Source organism: Exiguobacterium sp. s161 (genome assembly GCF_018619045.1).
Taxonomy (GTDB): domain Bacteria; phylum Bacillota; class Bacilli; order Exiguobacteriales; family Exiguobacteriaceae; genus Exiguobacterium_A; species Exiguobacterium_A indicum.
This window is the reverse complement of sequence record NZ_JACSNH010000001.1, coordinates 151845-171240: the sequence shown is the minus strand read 5'-3', so window position 1 is coordinate 171240 and position 19396 is coordinate 151845. Positions and strand designations below refer to the sequence as shown.

The window sequence follows — 19396 nt, the reverse complement described above, 5'->3', positions numbered from 1 at the left end:
TTTAAAACTGAAAATATATCCAGTAATTTCCTTGCTATACTACAGAAAAAGGAGGCGTTTAACGATGAAAAAAAGTATGACATGGACAGCACTCGTGACGCTTGGTCTCAGTAGCGCAGTCTATCTTTCGCCTGTTGAAGCAGCGACAGACGAATTCACGGTAGAAACGAAAAACATCCACACACGGACGGAAGTTTTGAAAGGAAAGGCACCTGCCGGATCCATCGTCGTCTTACAGTCGGACGACACAGAGGAAGAAGACTTACAAGAAGTCGCTCATGCAAAAGCGGATACAAATGGAAACTATTCGATCGAGTTACCCGAAGAAGGATTGATCGGCGAGGATTTCTACGACTACCATCAATCTGATTCCGATGAGTATGACTATGATGAGGAGGACGAAGACAGCTCTTCCGACGTCACACCGAACTACTTCCTCGAAGTCGTGAGCGTCGATGATTACACGGGCGATGATGATGGAATGGAAGATGACTGGGACGATTATTACGTAACGCGTGCCACTTCTCATGGCGATGACGATGGAGGAGACGACGGTGATGAACCGGGTGATGGTGATGATGATGGATATGACGATGGCGATGAAGGGGACGAGCCGGGAGAGGATGATGGCGATACGACGGAAGAACCACGAGATCCAATCTCGTACGACCTCGATCCAATCGACCTCACGGTGCGGACATTCATTCCAAAAGCAGCAACCGTCGATACGAAAACACTGACACGTACGACTCGGACAGTGACCGGATCTGTTTCGAACAAGGATGTTCGCGTCGAAGCTTACGTCTATCATAAGTCGAGCAAATCATGGAAACTACTCGGTAAGGCGAAGCCACGCAGTAATGGTTCGTATAAAATGTCGATTAACAAAAAATTATACAAGAAAGATGCGAGCGTCAACTTCTACGTCGTCGGAAATCGTGATGCGGACGGTTTCAGTAAAGCACTTCGTAAAAAATACAAGTAATCAAACTATAAAAAGGAAGTGCGACATCGTTACGTCGCACTTCCTTTTTATGACTTAATATAATTTTTCTATATGTGAACCCATGAAGACTTGTACATTCGTTGTTCCACCTGACACATTCTCAAATGAAGATGGACCGAGTGGCGCTCCCCAGAACCGGACCTCATCCTCTTCTAAAATATCCCCAGATCCTTTAAACAGAAGCACTTGGTAGGAATCTCCCGCATCGTCAATGACATGCAACAACGATACCGTGTCTTCACTCTCTTCAAGCGGCATCTCTTCGATTGAGACAACACTCCCCTCAAACGATACGATCCTTTTATAGTACGGTGTCACATTTTTATTCAACATTTTAACACTGACCGAAGTATCTTCCATCTTCTTCACTTTAGCAATGTCTGTTTTTTCAAAAGCAGGAAACAAAGTGTAATGTTCATGGATGTATGCATAGGACGTATCGGATAGTTCAAGTGTCTCATCGGTCCACTTCGGTACGAAGCTCTTAGCAAAAGCTGCATATTTCTCTGTCAAATCAATTGTTTCTTCATCCGTTTCTTCTACTGGTTCTTTTTCTTTTGTTTCAGATTGCGCTGATGTTTTTTCTGTTGTTTCGTCATCTGTCGTCAATAATGCGACTGCAATGACGAGGAAGAATAATAACCCAGCTGCCATCAACAACCATTTTATGAATTTTTTCAATTAACTTCCCTCACTTATAAAATATGTTTCTTTTCTTAAATTAAGATACATTATATTACTATTATTAACAATATAATGATCAAATTTCTTTATATTCAAATAATTTATAGCTACTTATTTTTATATGTATTTAGCTACATCATTTCTTTTCTTCTTACCTCTTTCCTATTTAGATTTAAAAGAATTATCTTAAATGTGAGTTAATCCAAAAACACATTTCCATAAAAAGTTAATCAGAGCCTATAATCAAAGACTTTTTCCTTTAAACTAAAGAAGGTTACATTATTTGGTTTTAAACCGAATTTAATTCCTCAATTTTCTAATTAAAAGGAGCTACTATTCATGAATCGTTTAACGCGTTACCTACCTTCTTTAGCTGTGATTATCTTTAGTATCCTTGTCTTCTTATTACCCTTCCGTTGATTCATCTTTCCCAATGTCAGATACAATAAAAAGCTGTCTCGACATACGTCGGGACAGCTTTTTGTAATTCTATTCTTATCTTTCTCTCTTTAACCTTCGCGTTGACTCTTTTTTCTTCTATTTAGAGACAGTAGAAGAATTCCAAATGCCGCAAGCAAGAATCCAATAGGCTGAGTACTGAATGGCTCGGACTCACCCGTTTGAGGAAGGCCGCTTGAATTCGATGGTCTAGTCCCATCATCGTTCGGTGTATCTGTTCCCCCATTTGGTTTGTGAGGCGTTTTCGGATCATCCGGTTGTGTGGTGTCCTTTGGGTTACTTGGATCTTTTGGATCACCTGAACCACCTGGCGTATCCTCGTCTTCAAATTCATAATCCGGATCAATCGTGTTCGTTATCGTGACACGAACGACGGCTTCCCCGCCACTTTTCAGACGAATGGTCCGTGGTTCAGAATCTAACAGATAACCGACAGGTGCTTGCGTCTCGATAAGGGTATACTCACCGGAAACAAGATTCGAAATACGTGCTTCTCCTTTTTCGTTTGTCGTTACACGAGTAACACGCTTTCCTTGTGCATCCTGTAATTCAAATGTTGCATCTTTCAAGGCTTCACCGGACTCATCATCCACTTTCTGAACGATGAGCGTCTTGAGTCGTTCATTGAAGAGGATCAGTTGCTCCATATCAGCTTGATTCTTGTCAATCACGACATCGTGTGGTGTAGTGTCCAGCTCATATCCTGCAGGTGCTTTCGTTTCGATGAAGCGATATGTTCCTGGCGTCAGTCCTGTTACGAGGATTTCACCAGAATCATTCGTCACGAGACGATCACGTACGGTACGTTCATTCGAATCCAATAGTTTAAATTCCGCACCCGAAAGCAGACTTTCATCCGTACCATCTTTTTTGATCAGACGAATCGATTTGAACGTATCGTTCGTCATCTCAATTGTTACGACTTCATTCGTTCCGGTCGACAATGTGAATGGACGTGGTGTGGCATCTAACTGATATCCTTCTACTGCTTTAGTCTCGATAAACGCATATTTTCCCGGTAATAATTCGTTGACGTAGATCTCACCGTTCGTATCCGTCACGAGTTTTTCTTTGATGATCTCACCAGTAGATTTTTGAAGCGTAAACTCTGTTCCAGCTAGTCGCTTCCCATTCGTCGCATCCGTCTTCAAGAGTCGAACGGCTTTTTTCTGTTCATTTTTCACCGTCACGAGTGTCGACACACTTTGACGACTCGATACAGTGAAGACGTGTTGTTTTGAATCAAGCAAATAACCGTTCGGTGCTTTTGTCTCGATGAAGGCATAGTCTCCCGGTACAAGACCGCTGACATACACTTCACCGTTTACGTCCGTCACAAGTCCTGTCCGAAGGATTGTTCCGCTCGCATTAATCAACGAGAACTCTGCTCCCATCAATCGGGCAGAGGACAATGCATCGATTTTCGTTAATCGAACGGATTTAAATGTATCGTTTGTTGCTCGGACGATCGCAGTATCATTATTTCCTCGTACGAGCGTAAAGACATACGGTGTTCCGTCCGTCATATAGCCGCCAGGTGCACTCGTCTCAACGAAACGATATGTTCCTGGTACGAGATTTGTCACAAGGATTTCACCACTCGTATTCGTCTTCAAATTAGTTTGTAAAATGTTCCCTTGGCCATCTAATAGAGAGAAGACTGCATCCGCAAGCGGTTGACCGGTCATCGCATCCGTCTTGATTAAACGCACTGACTTTTTGCGTTCGTTCTCCACTGTGATCAAGCTTGGCGTACGTTGCCCTGTCGTGACAGTGACGGCTTGTCGAGTCGTGTTTAACAAGTAACCATTCGGTGCCTTTGTCTCAACGAAATGATACGTTCCCGGATTCAACTTCGTGACGAGTACGGTTCCGTCCGCTCCAGTAACAAGACCCGTCCGGATTTCATTATTTGCTGCATCATACAAACTGAATTCGGCACCTTGTAACGGCGTCTTCGTCTGATCGTCAACTTTCGTCAAACGCACTTCTTTTTGTTTTTCGTTCGTAATCTGAAGTTGCTGAACATCTGGACTGTCGAGTTTGATCGAGAATGATTTTCCGAGTCCAAGGAGGATATATCCATCCGACGCTTTTGTCTCAATGAGGCGGTAGTCACCGAGATCGAGGTCCTCAATCAATAACGTTCCATTTGCATCCGTCTTCAGATTCTCCCGTATCGTCTGATTGGCGGAATCAACGAGTTTGAACGTCGTATCCGCAAGCGGCGCTTGCGTCACATCATCCACCTTCGTGATTTGAATTGACTTGAATGCCTGATTCGTGACAGTTAATGACTTCGCGGTTACTTGATCCTTGACGATTGTAAACGATTGCTTCGCTGGATCCAACAAATGACCAGCCGGTGCTTTTGTCTCGACGAAAGAGTACGTTCCTGGTAAAAGGTCTTCTACCGTCAACGAACCGTTCGCATCCGTCACGAGGTTCGTCCGAATCGCCGTATTGTTCGAATCATAGAGCGTAAATTCAGCACCTGCAAGAGGTTGGTTCGTTTTCTTAGACTTTTTGATCAACGTGACATCTTGGCGGACTTTCTTGTTTGTGATAGTTTGATTCGACTCAGGCTTAGAAATCTTGATTGGTGTCTCTTTTTTTAATGGATCAATCACATATCCTGAAGGTGCACTAGTTTCGTGTAACTTATAATCTCCATATAAAAGGCGACTGAAGGTCAACGTCCCTTGACCGTTTGTTGTTCCTTTTCGGACGGTTCTTCCACTTTCTGCATCAATCAGTTCGAACGTCGCACCTTCAAGCATCTTCGTGCCACTCTCGTCTGTCTTTTTGATCGTCAGCGTACCCGTCTCACCAGATGCTGTCGCCATTCCACTTGTCTTTTCCACAATGATCGACGTTTTCTTCGTCGTCACGCCTTCTGACAATGAATCAGCCGTAAACGTCACTTCATTCGTAATGGAAGCACCGACGGCAGCAACGATGAAGGAATCATATTCTATGATATAAGGACGTGTGATTTCATCTTTGAACGCAAGCGTGAATTTTCCCATCTCATCTTCTTGCGTCACAGTATACGCATCTTTTGACAAGAGGGTTCCTTTTGACACTGTCCCATCCGTCGCGACAGACGTCTGATACACCTTGACAGAGTCGATTAAGACATCTTGATTGTTCGAAGGAAGATCCGTCACGACAACATTCCGGAGTGTCGATTGACCGTAATTCAACTTCACCTGCCAAGCAATCAACTTACCTGTCTGCTGGCCGGATTTATCAGCGTACTCACCGCCATGTTTGACAGAAACGCGTGCTTTCAAGTCACCGAGTAACGTTTTATCATCCGTAACAAGCGCCCGATTCTCATACTCCGACTGAACGAACGTACCATCGATTGATGTTTTATAGGTGATGACGTACGCGTCCGACGTCTTTTCATTGAATGTCAGGACGAACTTTCCCTTCTCGAAAGTGACCGTATAGGCAGAAGCTGGAATCGTTTGTGTTGCTGTATATTCATTCGCTCCCGCCCCACGAACCAATTTCGAGACCTTGAACGAAGGCTCGAGCAGTTTTTGCTCTCCCTGCCACGTATCCGTCACAGTCAAAGCATCTGTCGCATACTCATGATAGTTAACGCCAAGCGTCCATGTGATTTCTTTTTGGATGGCATTATACGTACCACCTTTGAAGCCATTGTTCGAAGAGTAACTCGATAACGTGACACGATCTGCGACCTTGATTTGTCGATCCGCACCTTTCAAATCTTTAAATTCGACGGTCGCTTCGTTTTCAAGATACGCTTTATTTTTATCTGCACGCTTTTGATAATCGAATGCCGTTTGGTACGTAATCTCATACTTTTCTTTGACTGGATTGATGAATGTCAGGATAAAACCGTTCGTCGTCGGTGTCAACGTATAATCCGTCTCACTCATACCAGATACTTTTAGTGAACCCGGAATGTACGTTAAGCCTTCATTCGTGAAATCATCCGTCAATACGACGTTCTGCATATCTTTCTTATCCCGATTCAATTCAATCTTCCAACCAATCGTCTCTGTCGCGTAGTTTGGTGTACTATGCGATTTACGAAGTACGGCTTGTCCGACTGACTGATCTGCTTTATCTGTCAGACCGTTGACAGAAATCGTATTACTGACCGTTCCCGAAGCAAATAGACGGTCGATTGCCCGTGTCTGATAGACGAGCTGATAGGCCGTCCCGTTTTTCGGGAGTGTCAGGGTAAAACCGTTCGTTTCCGTATCAGATCTCGGTGAGCTCGTTATTGGGACTTCTGTTCGTTTACTTTCTTTCCCGTCCGCATTCAGCTCAATTTCATACAACTTCACTTCATCCAATAATTCATGCGTATTCGTGAAGTCATCCGTGACGACAAGAGAACTTAAATCACGCTGTCGGTAGTTGATGTCAGCTGACCAAGTGATAATCTGTTCCGTATCATCATAATCAATCGCCTTCTTATCTAATTCGACGCCTCGACCGATCGCGACAGTCGCACTTGCCGTTATATTCGAGAGCCCATCTCCAGTAAGTGCCGTCTCATTTTTGAATGACGCCGCTTCTTCATTTTCAATCGTCGTATCAAAACTGATCCGATAGGCATTTTTCATCGTTTTGAAGTCTATACGAATAGCACCTGTCGTCTCAACCGTATAGTCTTTCGTCACATCCACGACTTGATCAATCGTTCCGTCCATTTTCAGAACAAGACGTTCGATTCGGATGCTATCGGTATCAAGTTTTAACCCCGCCGGTAAAGGATCGGTCCATACCGCGTTCGTAATATCCTTTAATCCTTTATTCAGCTCAACTGACCATTTGATTGAATTTGGATTGTATACACGATTCGCAATACCACTCTTCGCGATATCCTTACCCGGGTTTTTTAAGGCGACCCGAATGTCCTTGGATACCTTTCCGACGATCGGGGTGATCGTGATCGTCTTTTCTTCAGAAATCGAGACCGTCTCCTTGACTTGTGTCAAGACGGTGAGTTTACCTCTGATTTCCGAATATTCATTGATTTTCTCATTGAATGTAACCGTCGCATTTCCATTAAAGTCGACGTTGAACGTCCCAAGAGAAACATCTTTGCCAAGGGAATCATCTCTGAATTTCAGCGATTGATCCTTGATGACTTCATAGATTTTCAGTTCTTTCGGTATTTGAAACGAAAAGGTAGATCCGTCCGTATACTTATGTCCGTCAGGAATCGACCAGTCGTATTGGATTTCTACAAGCGAATCCGTCGTAACAACATTCACTTCATCATCGGTTTTCGTGGTCGTCTTGATGGTGTAGTCATTTAATATATTTTCTGTAATCACCATGATTTTGTCATTCGTCGGACTTTCGGATGCTAGCATCTTCGCATTAGAAGGCGTCTCAGACGACTCCTCTGTCGCAGCAGGCTCGTCAGAGGTCTCTTCCTTCTTCTCCGCAGAAGGTGAGGTTGCAGATGGAGTATCTGAAGAAGAGCCCTCTGCTGCAGGTTCCTCTGAAGTAGTTTGGTTTGAAGACGCTTCTTCCGTAGCAGGTACGGTCGTCTCCGATTCAGTTTCTTGATTTTCACTCGATGTTCCTTCCGGTTCTTGAACATCAGGTGTCAATTCTGTGGAAGCGGTAGGTGTATCACCTGTCGCATATACGAGACCTGTCGTTGCAAAGGGCTGCAAGACGAGGAATACCGCTAATATCATGGATAGCCATACTCTCATGCAAGTTTCCTCCTAACTCATTGTCCGTAGACCACACAAGTTATAGAACAGGAGGTATCTCAGAAACAGAAAAAGATCTGTCAGAGGTATGAGCCTTTATTGTGCTTAGTAATCAAGTGTCATCGTATAATCAGATCGTTTTTGATAATTCGTCGTCTTATGTTCTGTCACGTCGCGGGTCACATCGATGATTCGCCAGTCTCCTTCGATATAAACTTCATTCCAAGCGTGATATCCTTTAATACCTTTCGCAGTACCCATAACAAGGCGCGTCGGGATGCCCTGACTCCGCAACAATCCGGCTGTCAAAGAGGCGAAGTCATAACAGATTCCGCGTTTAGTACGTAGCGTCTCTGAGTTATCAGGTAGATAGCGAGCGGGTAACATCTTTAATTTTTTAGCGTCATATTTGATGAGCTGACGGACATATCGGCTTGTAGCAAGGGTTTGTTGAGAAATCGAATAGGATGGACGTGATAAGGACGTCGCAAGACGAGAAACCTGATCGTTGATGATGATATTTTGAATGTTATGGAGGTACGGCGCCGTTTCTTGTTTCAGTTGCACACTGAAAAATTCACGTGCTGTTCGTTTATATCGCTTTCCATCTGTTGAGTGGAAGGTGGAGAGCGTATATGTTCCATTACCAAAGAGGAGATTAAAATGATTACTGCCTTTGAATAAATCGTAATGTCTGACTTGAAGACCGTTTCTGATTTCAAGCTTCAGATAGCCCGTCTCGTTTTTTGAAACCGTGACATCGACTTTTCCTGTCGTCGTCTCCACTTTCATGCGAGGAGCTGCCATGATTGATGTTTCACATACGACCAATTGAAGACACAATAAAAACAAAATACTGAAAAAGATTTTTTTCATGAGATACACTCCTTTGGGAACTGGCTGCCATGTGAAAGGCCCTATAGTTTTGCGTCACTAGCTTTCGCTGAGCTTTGCCGTTATCAGTGAGGTCATACAGGATAAAAGTAACATATTAAAAGAAAAAAATTTCAATTTCACTTTAAAATTAGGTAAATACTGCTTTTTATTTCTTCACTCTATAATTACCCCGTTTTATGAAGAACTACCTCACTCACAAGAATAATCTGATTAATATGTTATACTAAATAATGTAAAATCAGTGGCTACGTCAAATCTTTAAGGAGTGAACGTATGTCAAATCGAAAAAAAGACTATTTGATTTCTTTATTGATCGTCATCTTCACATCCATCGTCATCTTTACACTCGACTTACCAAAAGGAACTAGTTTTGCTGCGATTCTGATTGTCGTGATTCTTTCCGTTTTCTTGTACGAGTTTCGTTTAATCACTCAAGATAAAGCAAAACATAAACATTAATGCTTCTCTCTAATATGACGACCTGAAATCCTCACATGATAGGATTTCAGGTCGTTTTTTAATTGCTATGTTTGATCGTAATGAATAAGGTATTACAGAAAAAGCGATAGTATTCGGTCATCAACCGAGTACTATCGCTTTGAGTACTACTATAAAACACACTTATTTGACTGGGATCTCGAACGTATACGGTGCGAAATCAATATCATAGTTGTCGTTTGAAGCATCAATCAATAGTTTCACGCTTGTCGTTCCTTCTTCGACCGTTGGGTAGATCATGACGCCTTCCATTTCAATCCCCGGTAAAATGTCAGATTTAAACAAGACTTCGCACTTTGAGTCACTGATATTCGGAATCTGAATCGCCGATACTGTCTCATCCGTTAATTAGTGGTCATACTTCAGAATGTTCTTAGTTTCTAAACGCATATTGTTTCCTGAGTAATCATTGGCTCGTGTCTTGGACGTATAAATGGAAGTTATTTTCAAAAGGAATTTTCCGTCTTTCGAAACAGTCCCTTCATAATGAAACTAATAGCTCAAATTGATTTCATTACCAAATTGTGTTTATTTAAATATTTCATTTGAAATATATAAATTAATAGGGATTTTGATAATTTTATGTATTCTTTCATTTTACTTTAAATGAATCTTTTTGATTCAGATAACTGGTGGTTGATATGATTTAGTTTCTAATGTAATAAAAAAAGCCATTCATTCAGATCCAGCGATTAGCTGTTCTTGAATAAATGACTTTGAAATTTGCATACCAAATCATCGTATTTTTTTATTTAATGACTTTATTTTCCTCAAATAAAATCAATTAGTAGTTAATCTATGCGCAATTACTTCAATTACTAGACTGTACTATATTTTCATCAATTGGTACATTTGTGTCTCCATCATCAGTTGGTTCGTTCTCTGAATCAGTAGGATCTGTTTCTTGATCCGTGTTATCTGATGAAGCATTTTTTTCAAGGAATTCCGCAACTGAAATCCCATTGATGCGAAGCACCTCGCGTAAATTATCTTTAGTTGTTCCGAATTCTATCTGTAAACGCTCAATCGTTTTCGTATCTTGACTGAACTGATAATACTCATATGAACCACTCCGCTCAAGATCCAAAGGATAGCGATTCGTAAAGTATCGATCATTAATTTTTTCGAGACTCATATTAAAGCCGTTTCTCGTATTAAATGTACCATTTGGTTCTTTCACAAACAAAACATCATCGCCACCAGTAAATAGATGAGGATTTTCTGATTCATTTAGAATCCATGAAGGGTTTAGCACTTTAAAATCTTCATTTTTTGTTTCACGCAATTGAACCAATTTTTGATTTAAAAGATTGCTTTCTTCTTGAAAATGAGTTAAATCTCCTGCTTTTTCATCATCGATTTGTTCAAGCATTGCCTGATAGATAGGCAGTCCTTCAGCAGTATAGCTAGGATCAATCTTTCGGAAAAGTTCAATCGGTAGTGATGAGACATCATTCAAAAGAATCGCTCTACGCATCCACTCTAAAGCCATCTCTTTTGATTTTATCTTATTGACTGGAATAGCTTTTGTTTCGAACCTCTCAAAGACATCGATGGATAATTCTTGTTCAAAGTCTCCCAATTTAATAAGATATGTGTCACTCCCACTCTTTTTCAAGTCAATCTTCAATTCGTTTGAATCTATAGAGAGAACCGTATCTTCTTCATCCAAAGCTTGACCGTCACGATTCGGTATGCGTTGAATGTCGACATCTTTCATCTCGATTGTCTGACCATCGATTGTCTCGAGATTGATTGGGTAAGAGATGCTCTCATCGCTCAGTTCAAATCCTAATCGATTTAACAATGCTTCACGACCGTATCTTTCGAAAATGAATTGGAACGGTTTCGTCTGGTCAATATCTTTGAAATCGATTTTACTCTCGAACGGAGTAGGTGCATATCCCGGAATTAACAAGTCGCCTTTGAATTGTCCATCTTCATATAGGGATTTCAATATACCAATGATTGCCTTTCCTTCTTCTTCATTCCGATATGAAAACATACGATCGATACCATTATCAACCTGTCGACCGTCATGATCGATATCCACACTACTTTTCATCTGTGGAATTTCGTAATATATGAAACGATCGAAATCCAGATATGAATAACTCATATCTTCTGGATCGATTTGATTGATCTCTCCTTGATATTGCATATTTGGTACAATGATGTCTTTTCCATTGAATTGAGTGAGATAGACCATATCGTCCTTTTTGTCAGTCTGATCCATCGTCAAATGGCTATATGAACCGTCTTTCTTTTCAAATATAACTTCATCGTAATGATTAGAAGACCACATCCGATATCCTTGTTCTACTTTTTCTAAATCACCAAAATAATTAGAGTATCTTCCATCTTCATATCGTTCCATCCGTACTAGATTTCCATTTCTCTTGAAATAGGACCGTACGATATCTGGTTCGTTGAATGATAAATAGTATCGCTCGCTATCATCCCACTTTGACGCAACGGGAGTAAGCGTGAGCGATTGTTCTTTAGACACGTGAATTTCTTTGAGTTCTTTTACTTTTCGTAAAACACGTTTAACATCTTCTGCACTATTTAATTCCTCAATGTCCATACTTTGAATGTACATTCGATAATCATTGATCAATTCCGGTTGATAGGACTCGATTTCTTTGGACTCAATCAATTTATCAAGTAGTTCTTCCGTCAAATCAAAAACTGCATATCGATCACTTTTCATATCCAGTACTTGATCCAGTTCATCCGAAATTTTGGTTTGAGGTGGAGTCGTTTCGCCACCCGTTGTTGGTGGAGTCGTTCCGCCGCCCGTTGTTGGTGGAGTCGTTCCGCCACCCGTTGTTGGTGGAGTCGTTCCGCCGCCCGTTGTTGGCGGAATGATAATTGGTGGATTTTTGATTTGTTCATCTACTTTATCATAATTCGTAATCAGATCTGTGACGTTTGATCCTGCCGGAATACTCAATGAAGTAATTTGTACACCTGTTCCGACATCCATTTTTACTTCTTTTGACGCAATGATGACTTCCGGGATATTTGATTCAATCTTCAATGCGACAGATGTTGCAGATTCTCCAATCGTCAGTTTATCAATTTTAGGCGTTCCGATTAGCTCGATTTTCTCTGCGGTTAAGACTTCTAGTTGACGAATCGCAATATTCACTTCAACTGATTTCGATCCATCTGCAATACTCATGTGGTCAATCTTTCCATTCCCTTGAATCGTCGCTTCTTCGGCAGTCGTTAGATTCTGGATAGTCGCATCTTGGACGATTTCCAATTCAACCGGCGCTTCAAGTCGACAATTTTGTACGGTACCGTCCACTTCAGCATAAAGTGTCCCTCGTTTAATGATTAATTGCTCAATAACGGCACCTTCGTTAGTCTCGATCCGTGCATTAGCTGAAAGGATGACATTCTTGATTTTCGCACCATTCGAGACGATTACAGACGTGTTCGGATGCGTGACAACGAGTTCTTCGACATCTGAGTTGATGAAGATGACACTTGCACCGTTGTAGCTCTTAATGACTTCTGAGTTACTCGATATAACACGAGATTTAGCCATCGATGTCATCGGACCCGCTTGTCGAACGAGATGAGACGAAGTAAGATCTTGCTTCTGCGCAGAAGTATTCGATTCAATTTGAACCTTTCCCGTTACCTTGACGCGATTGAATGTCACATTCTTCTTAGCCTGTTCCTGAACGACCAATCGCTCTACTTCAAGCTGTTGAACTTTTACGTTATCCGTCTTGATTGTCAAGCGAGGAATCATCGCACCTGCTCCATTTAAAATCACAGGTGTCTTCTCACTGCCTCCTTGCGTGATTGTTAGCTGATCAATCGCTGTGATCTTTCCTTTGTCGGCAGTGAAGAGAATCGTAGCTTTTTTCAGCGCCGATGATTGAAAGAGACCCTCCCATTTTTTATCAAACGTGTAGGTCAAACCATTGATGACGACCGTTTTATCCGTCGCACGCTCGATTGTCATCGGGACAGATTTTCGTTTAGAGAGCAAGTGGCTCTACTGTGCGAATTCCCCACGCTTGACTGCTTGACCTGGCTTCAATTGAGTACCTGGATAGATATGATGTAGCAACGAGAAGGTACTCAACGAGGAAACTGCCTTCCCTGTCGACGAAGTAATGGACACATCCTGATACGGTTGAACATTCGTCGGTTTTAGTCGGAAAGCGCGCTGGCTCCATTCGAGCAACTCGGACCGTTGAACCAATTGTTTCTTATCGAATGTCTTCGATTTTTCAAGGATTCCTCTCGCTACCATGCCATGTAAAAGCGGATATAACTTTGATGTCTTTGGAATATTCGTGAAGACTCCTTTTTGAGGTTTTGCCGCCTTTACTTTCCAAATTTTAGATAGCATCTGAACAGCTGCCTCTTGTGTTAAATAACGATCCGGATAAAAATGGTTCCCTTGAATCGCTTTGTTTTTTAATAAGAATTGAACGCCTTCATAGTATTTCGTTCCTTTTTTGACATCCGTTATTTTTTGACTAGCTCCTGCAACCATAGCAGGTTGTAGCGCACTGAATGCTAAAACAGCTGCCAATGAAGCTTTAAATGCCGGCTTATTTTTCATGAATGAGCCACTTCCTCTCTTCTACTTTTTATTCACTTTTAATCATATCGACTTCATGATTAAAAGTGTCTTTTCATTACATTTAAAGGTAAATCGTTTTTTTAAATATATTAAATTATTTCTTCAACATGATGAGGTATTCGATAAACCCTGATTCGAAATACTCGGTTATGTATATGCCTAAGAACTTGCATAGGCTTCACACTAAGGAATTACTTCACGGTATCAACTCTCGAAGCACGATTTCCGGAGTACTCTTTTTATAGTGGAAATCTATTTTTAGTTTTTTGATTGCATCCCATTAAAATAATTCCCATACATCACATAATTAGAAAAAGCCACCCTGTATTCAAGGTGGCTAATCAAATTACCGCGGTTGTGTATCTGTTATTTTATCCGTCCAATACGTGAATTTCAGATCAACTTTTGGCGTCTGTATTTTAAATCCTTCTGCCTCGACGATTACGTTGTTATTCCCTTCTACGTAATCCTCAGAGACGATCTGTCCTACTTCCTCGAGTCGACCACTCTTGAAGATCAAGTGAGCGGGTAAGTCAGAATCCGTTCCACTGCCTAATGCGACATTGATACCGCACCAGTAATTTCCAGATGTATTGACGTTATTTGCTGTTACACGCGATCGATTGACGATGATACCAGCATTGGCATTATCGCGACTTGTCACGTTCGTAAGCGTCACGTCTTGGGATCGATAAATGTTGATGCCGCTCCCGGTTGATTTTTCGATGATCATGTCTTTTACTTGAACTGCTTCTTTCACATTGACGATCGATAGAAGATGTGTCGCCGAACTCGTTTGTGACTTGAAATAGTCTGTCCGTCCTAACTGTGCATGATTCTCGCCTTGAAGCGTGATCGCTTTATCCAACACGAGCTGTTCATGTAAGAGATGTTGACCATTGACGATGACCGTGTCCCCCGCTTGTGCGGCTTTCACTGCTTGATGTAACGTCAGAAATTGTCGGGTAGTGCTTTTATTTTCAAGATAGAATCCTGGAAGTCGCTTTGCGTCACGCTTCGTCCAATACGACGATGTCCCCTCCACTTTATGCTCTGTATAATCCCCTGTCACTGAAACATTTCGTGTGTCAGAAGGGCTCGCAACGATCGCATATTCTTCTGCCAGATTCCCGCTCTCTAATTTAAAGATGGATGATTCTTTCACTCCCTTGCCTGGAGCTACACCCACCCCGTACCATTTGTTTCCCGATGTATGGAATGGCTGGCCCTTGACCGTCGAACCGTTGACGATCAAACCAGCTGCTTCATTGTCCCGACTCGTGACATTTTTAAGGCTGACGTTTGAAGAACGATAGACGTTAATCCCGTTTCGAGCCGACTTCACGACGTCCAGATTCTCAAGTAGGACGGCTCCATTTCCTGCATCGATCGTGATCAAGTTCTCGCTGTTGACGTCTGTCGTCTTTAAGAATGTTTCAGATGGCGTGATTTGTGCTCGACCATTGAAAGATCGGATGTTTAGCGCCTTATTGATCAAAACTTGCGTCATGACTTTCGCATCTCCATTGAGCCAGACCGTATCGCCCGCTCCTGCTTTTAAAATAGCTTCATTCAACGTTTGATGACTCACCAACTGACGTTCTGATCCAGTAATGGATTGTACATAGACACCTTTCGGCAGCTCATTCCAGTACGCTACTCCCTTTTCGCCTTGCACGCGGTAGTAATCATTTCCGTTCTCACCGAGATCGATTTCAATCTTACCTTGGATTAGACCTTTATCCGCATAGACTGCCAATTTTTCTAATAGTTTTCCTCGATTCAAAATGAATTTCGCCTGTGTCGCGACACCTGTGCCTTGATCGACGTTGACTCCGTACCAGAGATTCCCCTCCGTTTCGAGTCCGTTTGCTGTAACGATTGATCCATTGACGACTAGTCCTGCCGCTGTGTTGTTTAAGAGCTTGACTTGGTCCAGTGTTACGTCTTTTGATTGATACGCCTGGATACCAGAACGAAGTGATTTCTCAATCGTCAGATTTTGAATCGAGACAGGTTCTGTGACGTTTTCGATGGAGACCAGGTTCTTCGATGGATTGTAGTCCTTACCGTCCGCTTGCACGATCTTGAAATTCGTTGCTGGCATCAAGCGACCATTCTGTTCCCCTTTTAGGGTAATCGCTTTATTGATGACTAGTTGTTCCTTTAGTGCTATCGTGCCGTTAATCAAAATCGTATCACCTGCTTCAGCGGCACTCACAGCTGCTTGTGGTGTCGGGTATTGTTTCGTCTCTTTCGAACCGACAACATAAACACCATTGCGTCTGTCCTGTGAAGTCGACCAGTATTTCTTCGTCGTTCCTTCGATCGCATGTTCTGTGAACGATGTCGGAAGATTGACGCGTACTTGTTGATTGGCAACATCTGAGACAACCTCGTATTCTTCTTCCAGCACACCGGATTTCAGTGTGAAGTCCGAAACCTCATTCACATTTACACCTGAATCGACATTGACACCGTACCAAGCATTTTTTGACGTACGCAATTCTTCTGCCGTCACCTTCGATCCGTTGACGATCAGTCCGGCTGCCGCGTTCTCAACACTCTTGATGTCCTGTAATGTCACGTCCGACGAACGATACGCTTGTACGCCTGTCGCATACGATTTTCGGAACGTCAGACCATTCAATTGGACTGGTGTGTTCACTTCATTGATCGACACAAGGTTATCCAACGGTCTTTTACCGGTCTTATTGAACGCAACAGACGGCTCCATGATAGCTCCTGATCCATTGATCGTAATGCCTTTCGTGATCGTCAGTTGTTCTGCTAAGGCATACGTACCGTCGTTCAAATCAAGTCGTGTACCTTCTGGTAGATTCGCAAGTAATGGTGTCAGTTCCGCCGCACTTCGGTTCGATGACGTTACCTTGAGATTGTTTGCCTCGATATTTGCTCCACTGGTATTCATTATTGGAAAATACTTATCTCCTTCAACCGATGCATACGCATAATTCACATCGACATCCTGTAATCGAAGCGTTAAGTTCGGGCTTGCTCCAGTTGTCGTGATTCTCCCCTTGTCAATTTCTGTATTCTCGATTGTCGCTGTCGTTGTTTTTTCTTCAGTATTAAAGTAAATGCTGCCAGCAAAATTCTGATCAGCTTCATCTGTCTCGACCAATGCATTCGGCATGATGTGAGAATCACGTAACGTAAAGTTCGTGCCAATCACTTCGATTACTTTATTAACATCAACTTTCGACATAATCGTCATATTCTCAAGTGTGACGCCATCCGCGATGACCGTAATCAGATTCTGAGTCGCCCAGTTACCGTTCTCACTGAATTTATCACCGAAGAGACGTGTGTGTTTTCCCCCTATGATTCGAAGACCCTTTTGAACAATCGGGAAATAGTATCCAGTCTGATTACCATGAGTGATATTTTCATTTGGTTTCAGAGCATAGTCTCCACTTTGAATGAACCAAAGTTCTCCCTGTACCGCTTGTTTCGTTTCGTTTTGTTTAGCGATGGCATCGGCTAACTCTTGGCTTGATCCAATGACCTTATCCGCGTGATAGAGTCGCTTCAAATCACTATCCTGATGTACTATGTGACCCGCGACATTCAACGGTGTCTTCCACGTCAACGTGTTCGAGAATGCGAGTCCGGATTTGCACTCTGCAATGTTCCAAATAGCGTCTTTAGCGTCAACCGTCCCCTTACCTCGAATCGTGAGTTCACCATCATCCGTACGTATGTTTCCCGTTAGTGTCAATGTGACACCTTCTGGCACATCAAACGTTTTTGCGGTCGCCATCTTACGTCCGTCAATTGTCACATCTTCCGTGATCTCGAATCGCGCACTACTTGCGCTACCCAAGTACGTATTGAGGCGTTGTGTGAAGCTCGGCGGTGTCTCGACACCTCCACCGCCAGTACCACCACTTGGAGGTGTGACAGGTGGCGTAACAGGAGGTGGTGCTGGCGGATCGACCGGAGGTTTTGTCGGTGGAATGACGCGTGTCTCTTCGACCTTCACCTCATCAACGACCGTCGTTCCTGTGTCGATTGTTCCTTTATTCGTTGCCGTCTCTTCAATCTTCGTTATATGCGGCAGCGCAATGCTTGTTGCCGAAGAAGAGTCGAGCGTGACGGTTTCGACCGGTGCCGTTCCTTTAATCGAGAGCGTCGCTCCTGTCGTCTGAACTTGCATCGCATTCGTTGGCGTGTTCAGCGTCAACTCTTTCATAGCACCAGCGAGCGTCAGTGTGCCGATCCCTTTTCCACCACCGACTTGGAGTGAAGCATTCGCAATCAATTTTTCAATCATGATGTTTTGACCTAACGTCAATGCCGTCTCGCCGAGCGTTTGTAGTTGCATCACAGGGGCATCGAGCAACACCGTTCCGCCTTTGATATCCACACGATTCACAGGCTTCGTACCTGTATACTGCGCTGACTTTTCGAGAGTGAGCGTCTCTACTGTAATCTGTTTTCCGAACAGCAGCTGCGACTGGTCTCCGACCGCTGTCACTTGCTTGACGTCACCAGATACATTCATGTGAAGGGTAGCATTACTTCGCTTCGTCACCAGTTGATCGATGTTCGTTGTTCCGGTAACACTTAACTGTTTGGACTCGGAATCAAACGTCCCGATCGATCCGCTGACTGTTAACTGACTGACATCCGCCTGTGTATTGATCCGAGAGATTTTTTGTCCCTTCAGGATGTGTAACGTACCGTTCGCTCGGACATCGACTTTGTTCACGCGAGATTGATTACCAAAGAGGACGTTAGTATTTTTTCGATTCAACTCAACGGATTGGAACGTACTTTGATCGAGTTCCAGCTTCGGTTTCGTGATTGCCTGTTTTGTCGCCATGTTCGTCTTGCTGCCGTGAAGCAGACGCGTCGATTGAACGCCGGTCATTTTTACGAGCGTCTTAGCTCGATCCGATACATTCACTTCGACCGCCTTGATGTTACGTACCGTTACGTAATCCGCGTTGATGATTAGATTTCCTGTCAGCGTCGTTTGAAGTCCTTCCAACACAAGATTACGTTCCAGTTTCTTGTTTGATTTGGATGGTTTTCCGGAAGTATTCAATTCAATCGTATGTAGTCGTAACACACGTCCTTTTATGTCGTAGGTAAACGCCAGGCGTGCTTGTTTTAATATATGTTTATTCTTTTGGAAGAATGCTCCTTGCGCTTTTGAGAGCTGATAGGTCTTCTTCCCGATTTGTAAAGAGTGTTGGTCAATCCGTGTCAGTGAGCTCAGCTTCAACATCTTACCCGCTGTTTTTTGTTTGACCGATTGCTGCGTCGCTGCCTGTACCGATAGTACGGGAGTCGGAATGATGGAAAATAATGTGGCCGCCAATGCGACCTGTGTCATGGACCGATGGAATGATGATGGCATTTCGTTTCCTCCTGATGATAGGTATTCCTACCCATAGTGATGATGCTATGAATAGAATAGGAGAACGAAATGCCTTTGTATATACATTTAAGGTTAATATTTTACATATTATCCCTTTATAAACTTTTTAT

Annotated in this window: 9 protein-coding genes and 1 riboswitch; of the genes, 2 read left to right on the top strand and 7 right to left on the bottom strand. The window is 42.8% G+C overall.

The genetic code is table 11. From position 1 onward, the window contains the following. Positions 1-64 precede the first annotated feature (64 nt). On the top strand, positions 65-985 hold the full coding sequence (locus KNQ14_RS00820) for a hypothetical protein (RefSeq protein WP_214859246.1): 921 nt from the start codon (positions 65-67) through the stop codon (positions 983-985). Between the two features lie 54 nt (positions 986-1039). Here KNQ14_RS00820 and KNQ14_RS00815 read toward each other — a convergent pair whose 3' ends face one another. The 3 genes from KNQ14_RS00815 to KNQ14_RS00805 all read right to left on the bottom strand — a co-directional run bounded on the left by KNQ14_RS00815 (position 1040) and on the right by KNQ14_RS00805 (position 8742). Then, complete coding sequence (locus KNQ14_RS00815) at positions 1040-1687, bottom strand: hypothetical protein (protein ID WP_214859244.1); 648 nt, start codon at positions 1685-1687, stop codon at positions 1040-1042. A gap of 512 nt (positions 1688-2199) precedes the next feature. Then, positions 2200-7866: a SpaA isopeptide-forming pilin-related protein gene (locus KNQ14_RS00810; RefSeq protein ID WP_214859243.1), complete on the bottom strand. Its 5667-nt coding sequence runs from the start codon at positions 7864-7866 to the stop codon at positions 2200-2202. Positions 7867-7971: 105 nt separating this feature from the next. Continuing rightward, positions 7972-8742, bottom strand: coding sequence for a transglutaminase-like domain-containing protein (locus tag KNQ14_RS00805; protein ID WP_214859242.1), 771 nt, complete (start codon positions 8740-8742; stop codon positions 7972-7974). Between the two features lie 12 nt (positions 8743-8754). Continuing rightward, positions 8755-8831: riboswitch (cyclic di-GMP riboswitch) on the bottom strand. 205 nt (positions 8832-9036) lie between these two features. Between KNQ14_RS00805 and KNQ14_RS00800 the strand changes: the two genes are divergently transcribed. Further along, on the top strand, positions 9037-9222 hold the full coding sequence (locus KNQ14_RS00800; protein WP_214859241.1) for a hypothetical protein: 186 nt from the start codon (positions 9037-9039) through the stop codon (positions 9220-9222). A gap of 162 nt (positions 9223-9384) precedes the next feature. Here KNQ14_RS00800 and KNQ14_RS00795 read toward each other — a convergent pair whose 3' ends face one another. From KNQ14_RS00795 to KNQ14_RS00780, 4 genes are all read right to left on the bottom strand, one after another. Continuing rightward, positions 9385-9546 carry a hypothetical protein gene (locus KNQ14_RS00795; RefSeq protein ID WP_214859240.1) on the bottom strand — a complete coding sequence of 54 codons (162 nt, stop codon included), beginning with the start codon at positions 9544-9546 and terminating at the stop codon, positions 9385-9387. Between the two features lie 526 nt (positions 9547-10072). Beyond that, the gene (locus tag KNQ14_RS00790) at positions 10073-13054 is read right to left on the bottom strand and encodes a hypothetical protein (protein WP_214859239.1); all 2982 of its coding nucleotides are present in this window, start codon (positions 13052-13054) and stop codon (positions 10073-10075) included. A 225-nt stretch (positions 13055-13279) separates the two neighbouring features. Next, positions 13280-13855 (bottom strand): S-layer homology domain-containing protein, encoded by a 576-nt coding sequence (locus KNQ14_RS00785; protein ID WP_214859238.1) that lies wholly within the window; start codon positions 13853-13855, stop codon positions 13280-13282. Positions 13856-14222: 367 nt separating this feature from the next. Then, the gene (locus KNQ14_RS00780; protein ID WP_214859236.1) at positions 14223-19265 is read right to left on the bottom strand and encodes a right-handed parallel beta-helix repeat-containing protein; all 5043 of its coding nucleotides are present in this window, start codon (positions 19263-19265) and stop codon (positions 14223-14225) included. Positions 19266-19396 lie beyond the last annotated feature (131 nt).

Coding starts and splice junctions, on each gene's coding strand:
- KNQ14_RS00800 (WP_214859241.1), top strand. CDS start 9,037: ATGTCAAATCGAAAAAAAGACTATTTGATTTCTTTATTGATCGTCATC.
- KNQ14_RS00780 (WP_214859236.1), bottom strand. CDS start 19,265: ATGCCATCATCATTCCATCGGTCCATGACACAGGTCGCATTGGCGGCC.
- KNQ14_RS00805 (WP_214859242.1), bottom strand. CDS start 8,742: ATGAAAAAAATCTTTTTCAGTATTTTGTTTTTATTGTGTCTTCAATTG.
- KNQ14_RS00810 (WP_214859243.1), bottom strand. CDS start 7,866: ATGAGAGTATGGCTATCCATGATATTAGCGGTATTCCTCGTCTTGCAG.
- KNQ14_RS00820 (WP_214859246.1), top strand. CDS start 65: ATGAAAAAAAGTATGACATGGACAGCACTCGTGACGCTTGGTCTCAGT.
- KNQ14_RS00785 (WP_214859238.1), bottom strand. CDS start 13,855: ATGAAAAATAAGCCGGCATTTAAAGCTTCATTGGCAGCTGTTTTAGCA.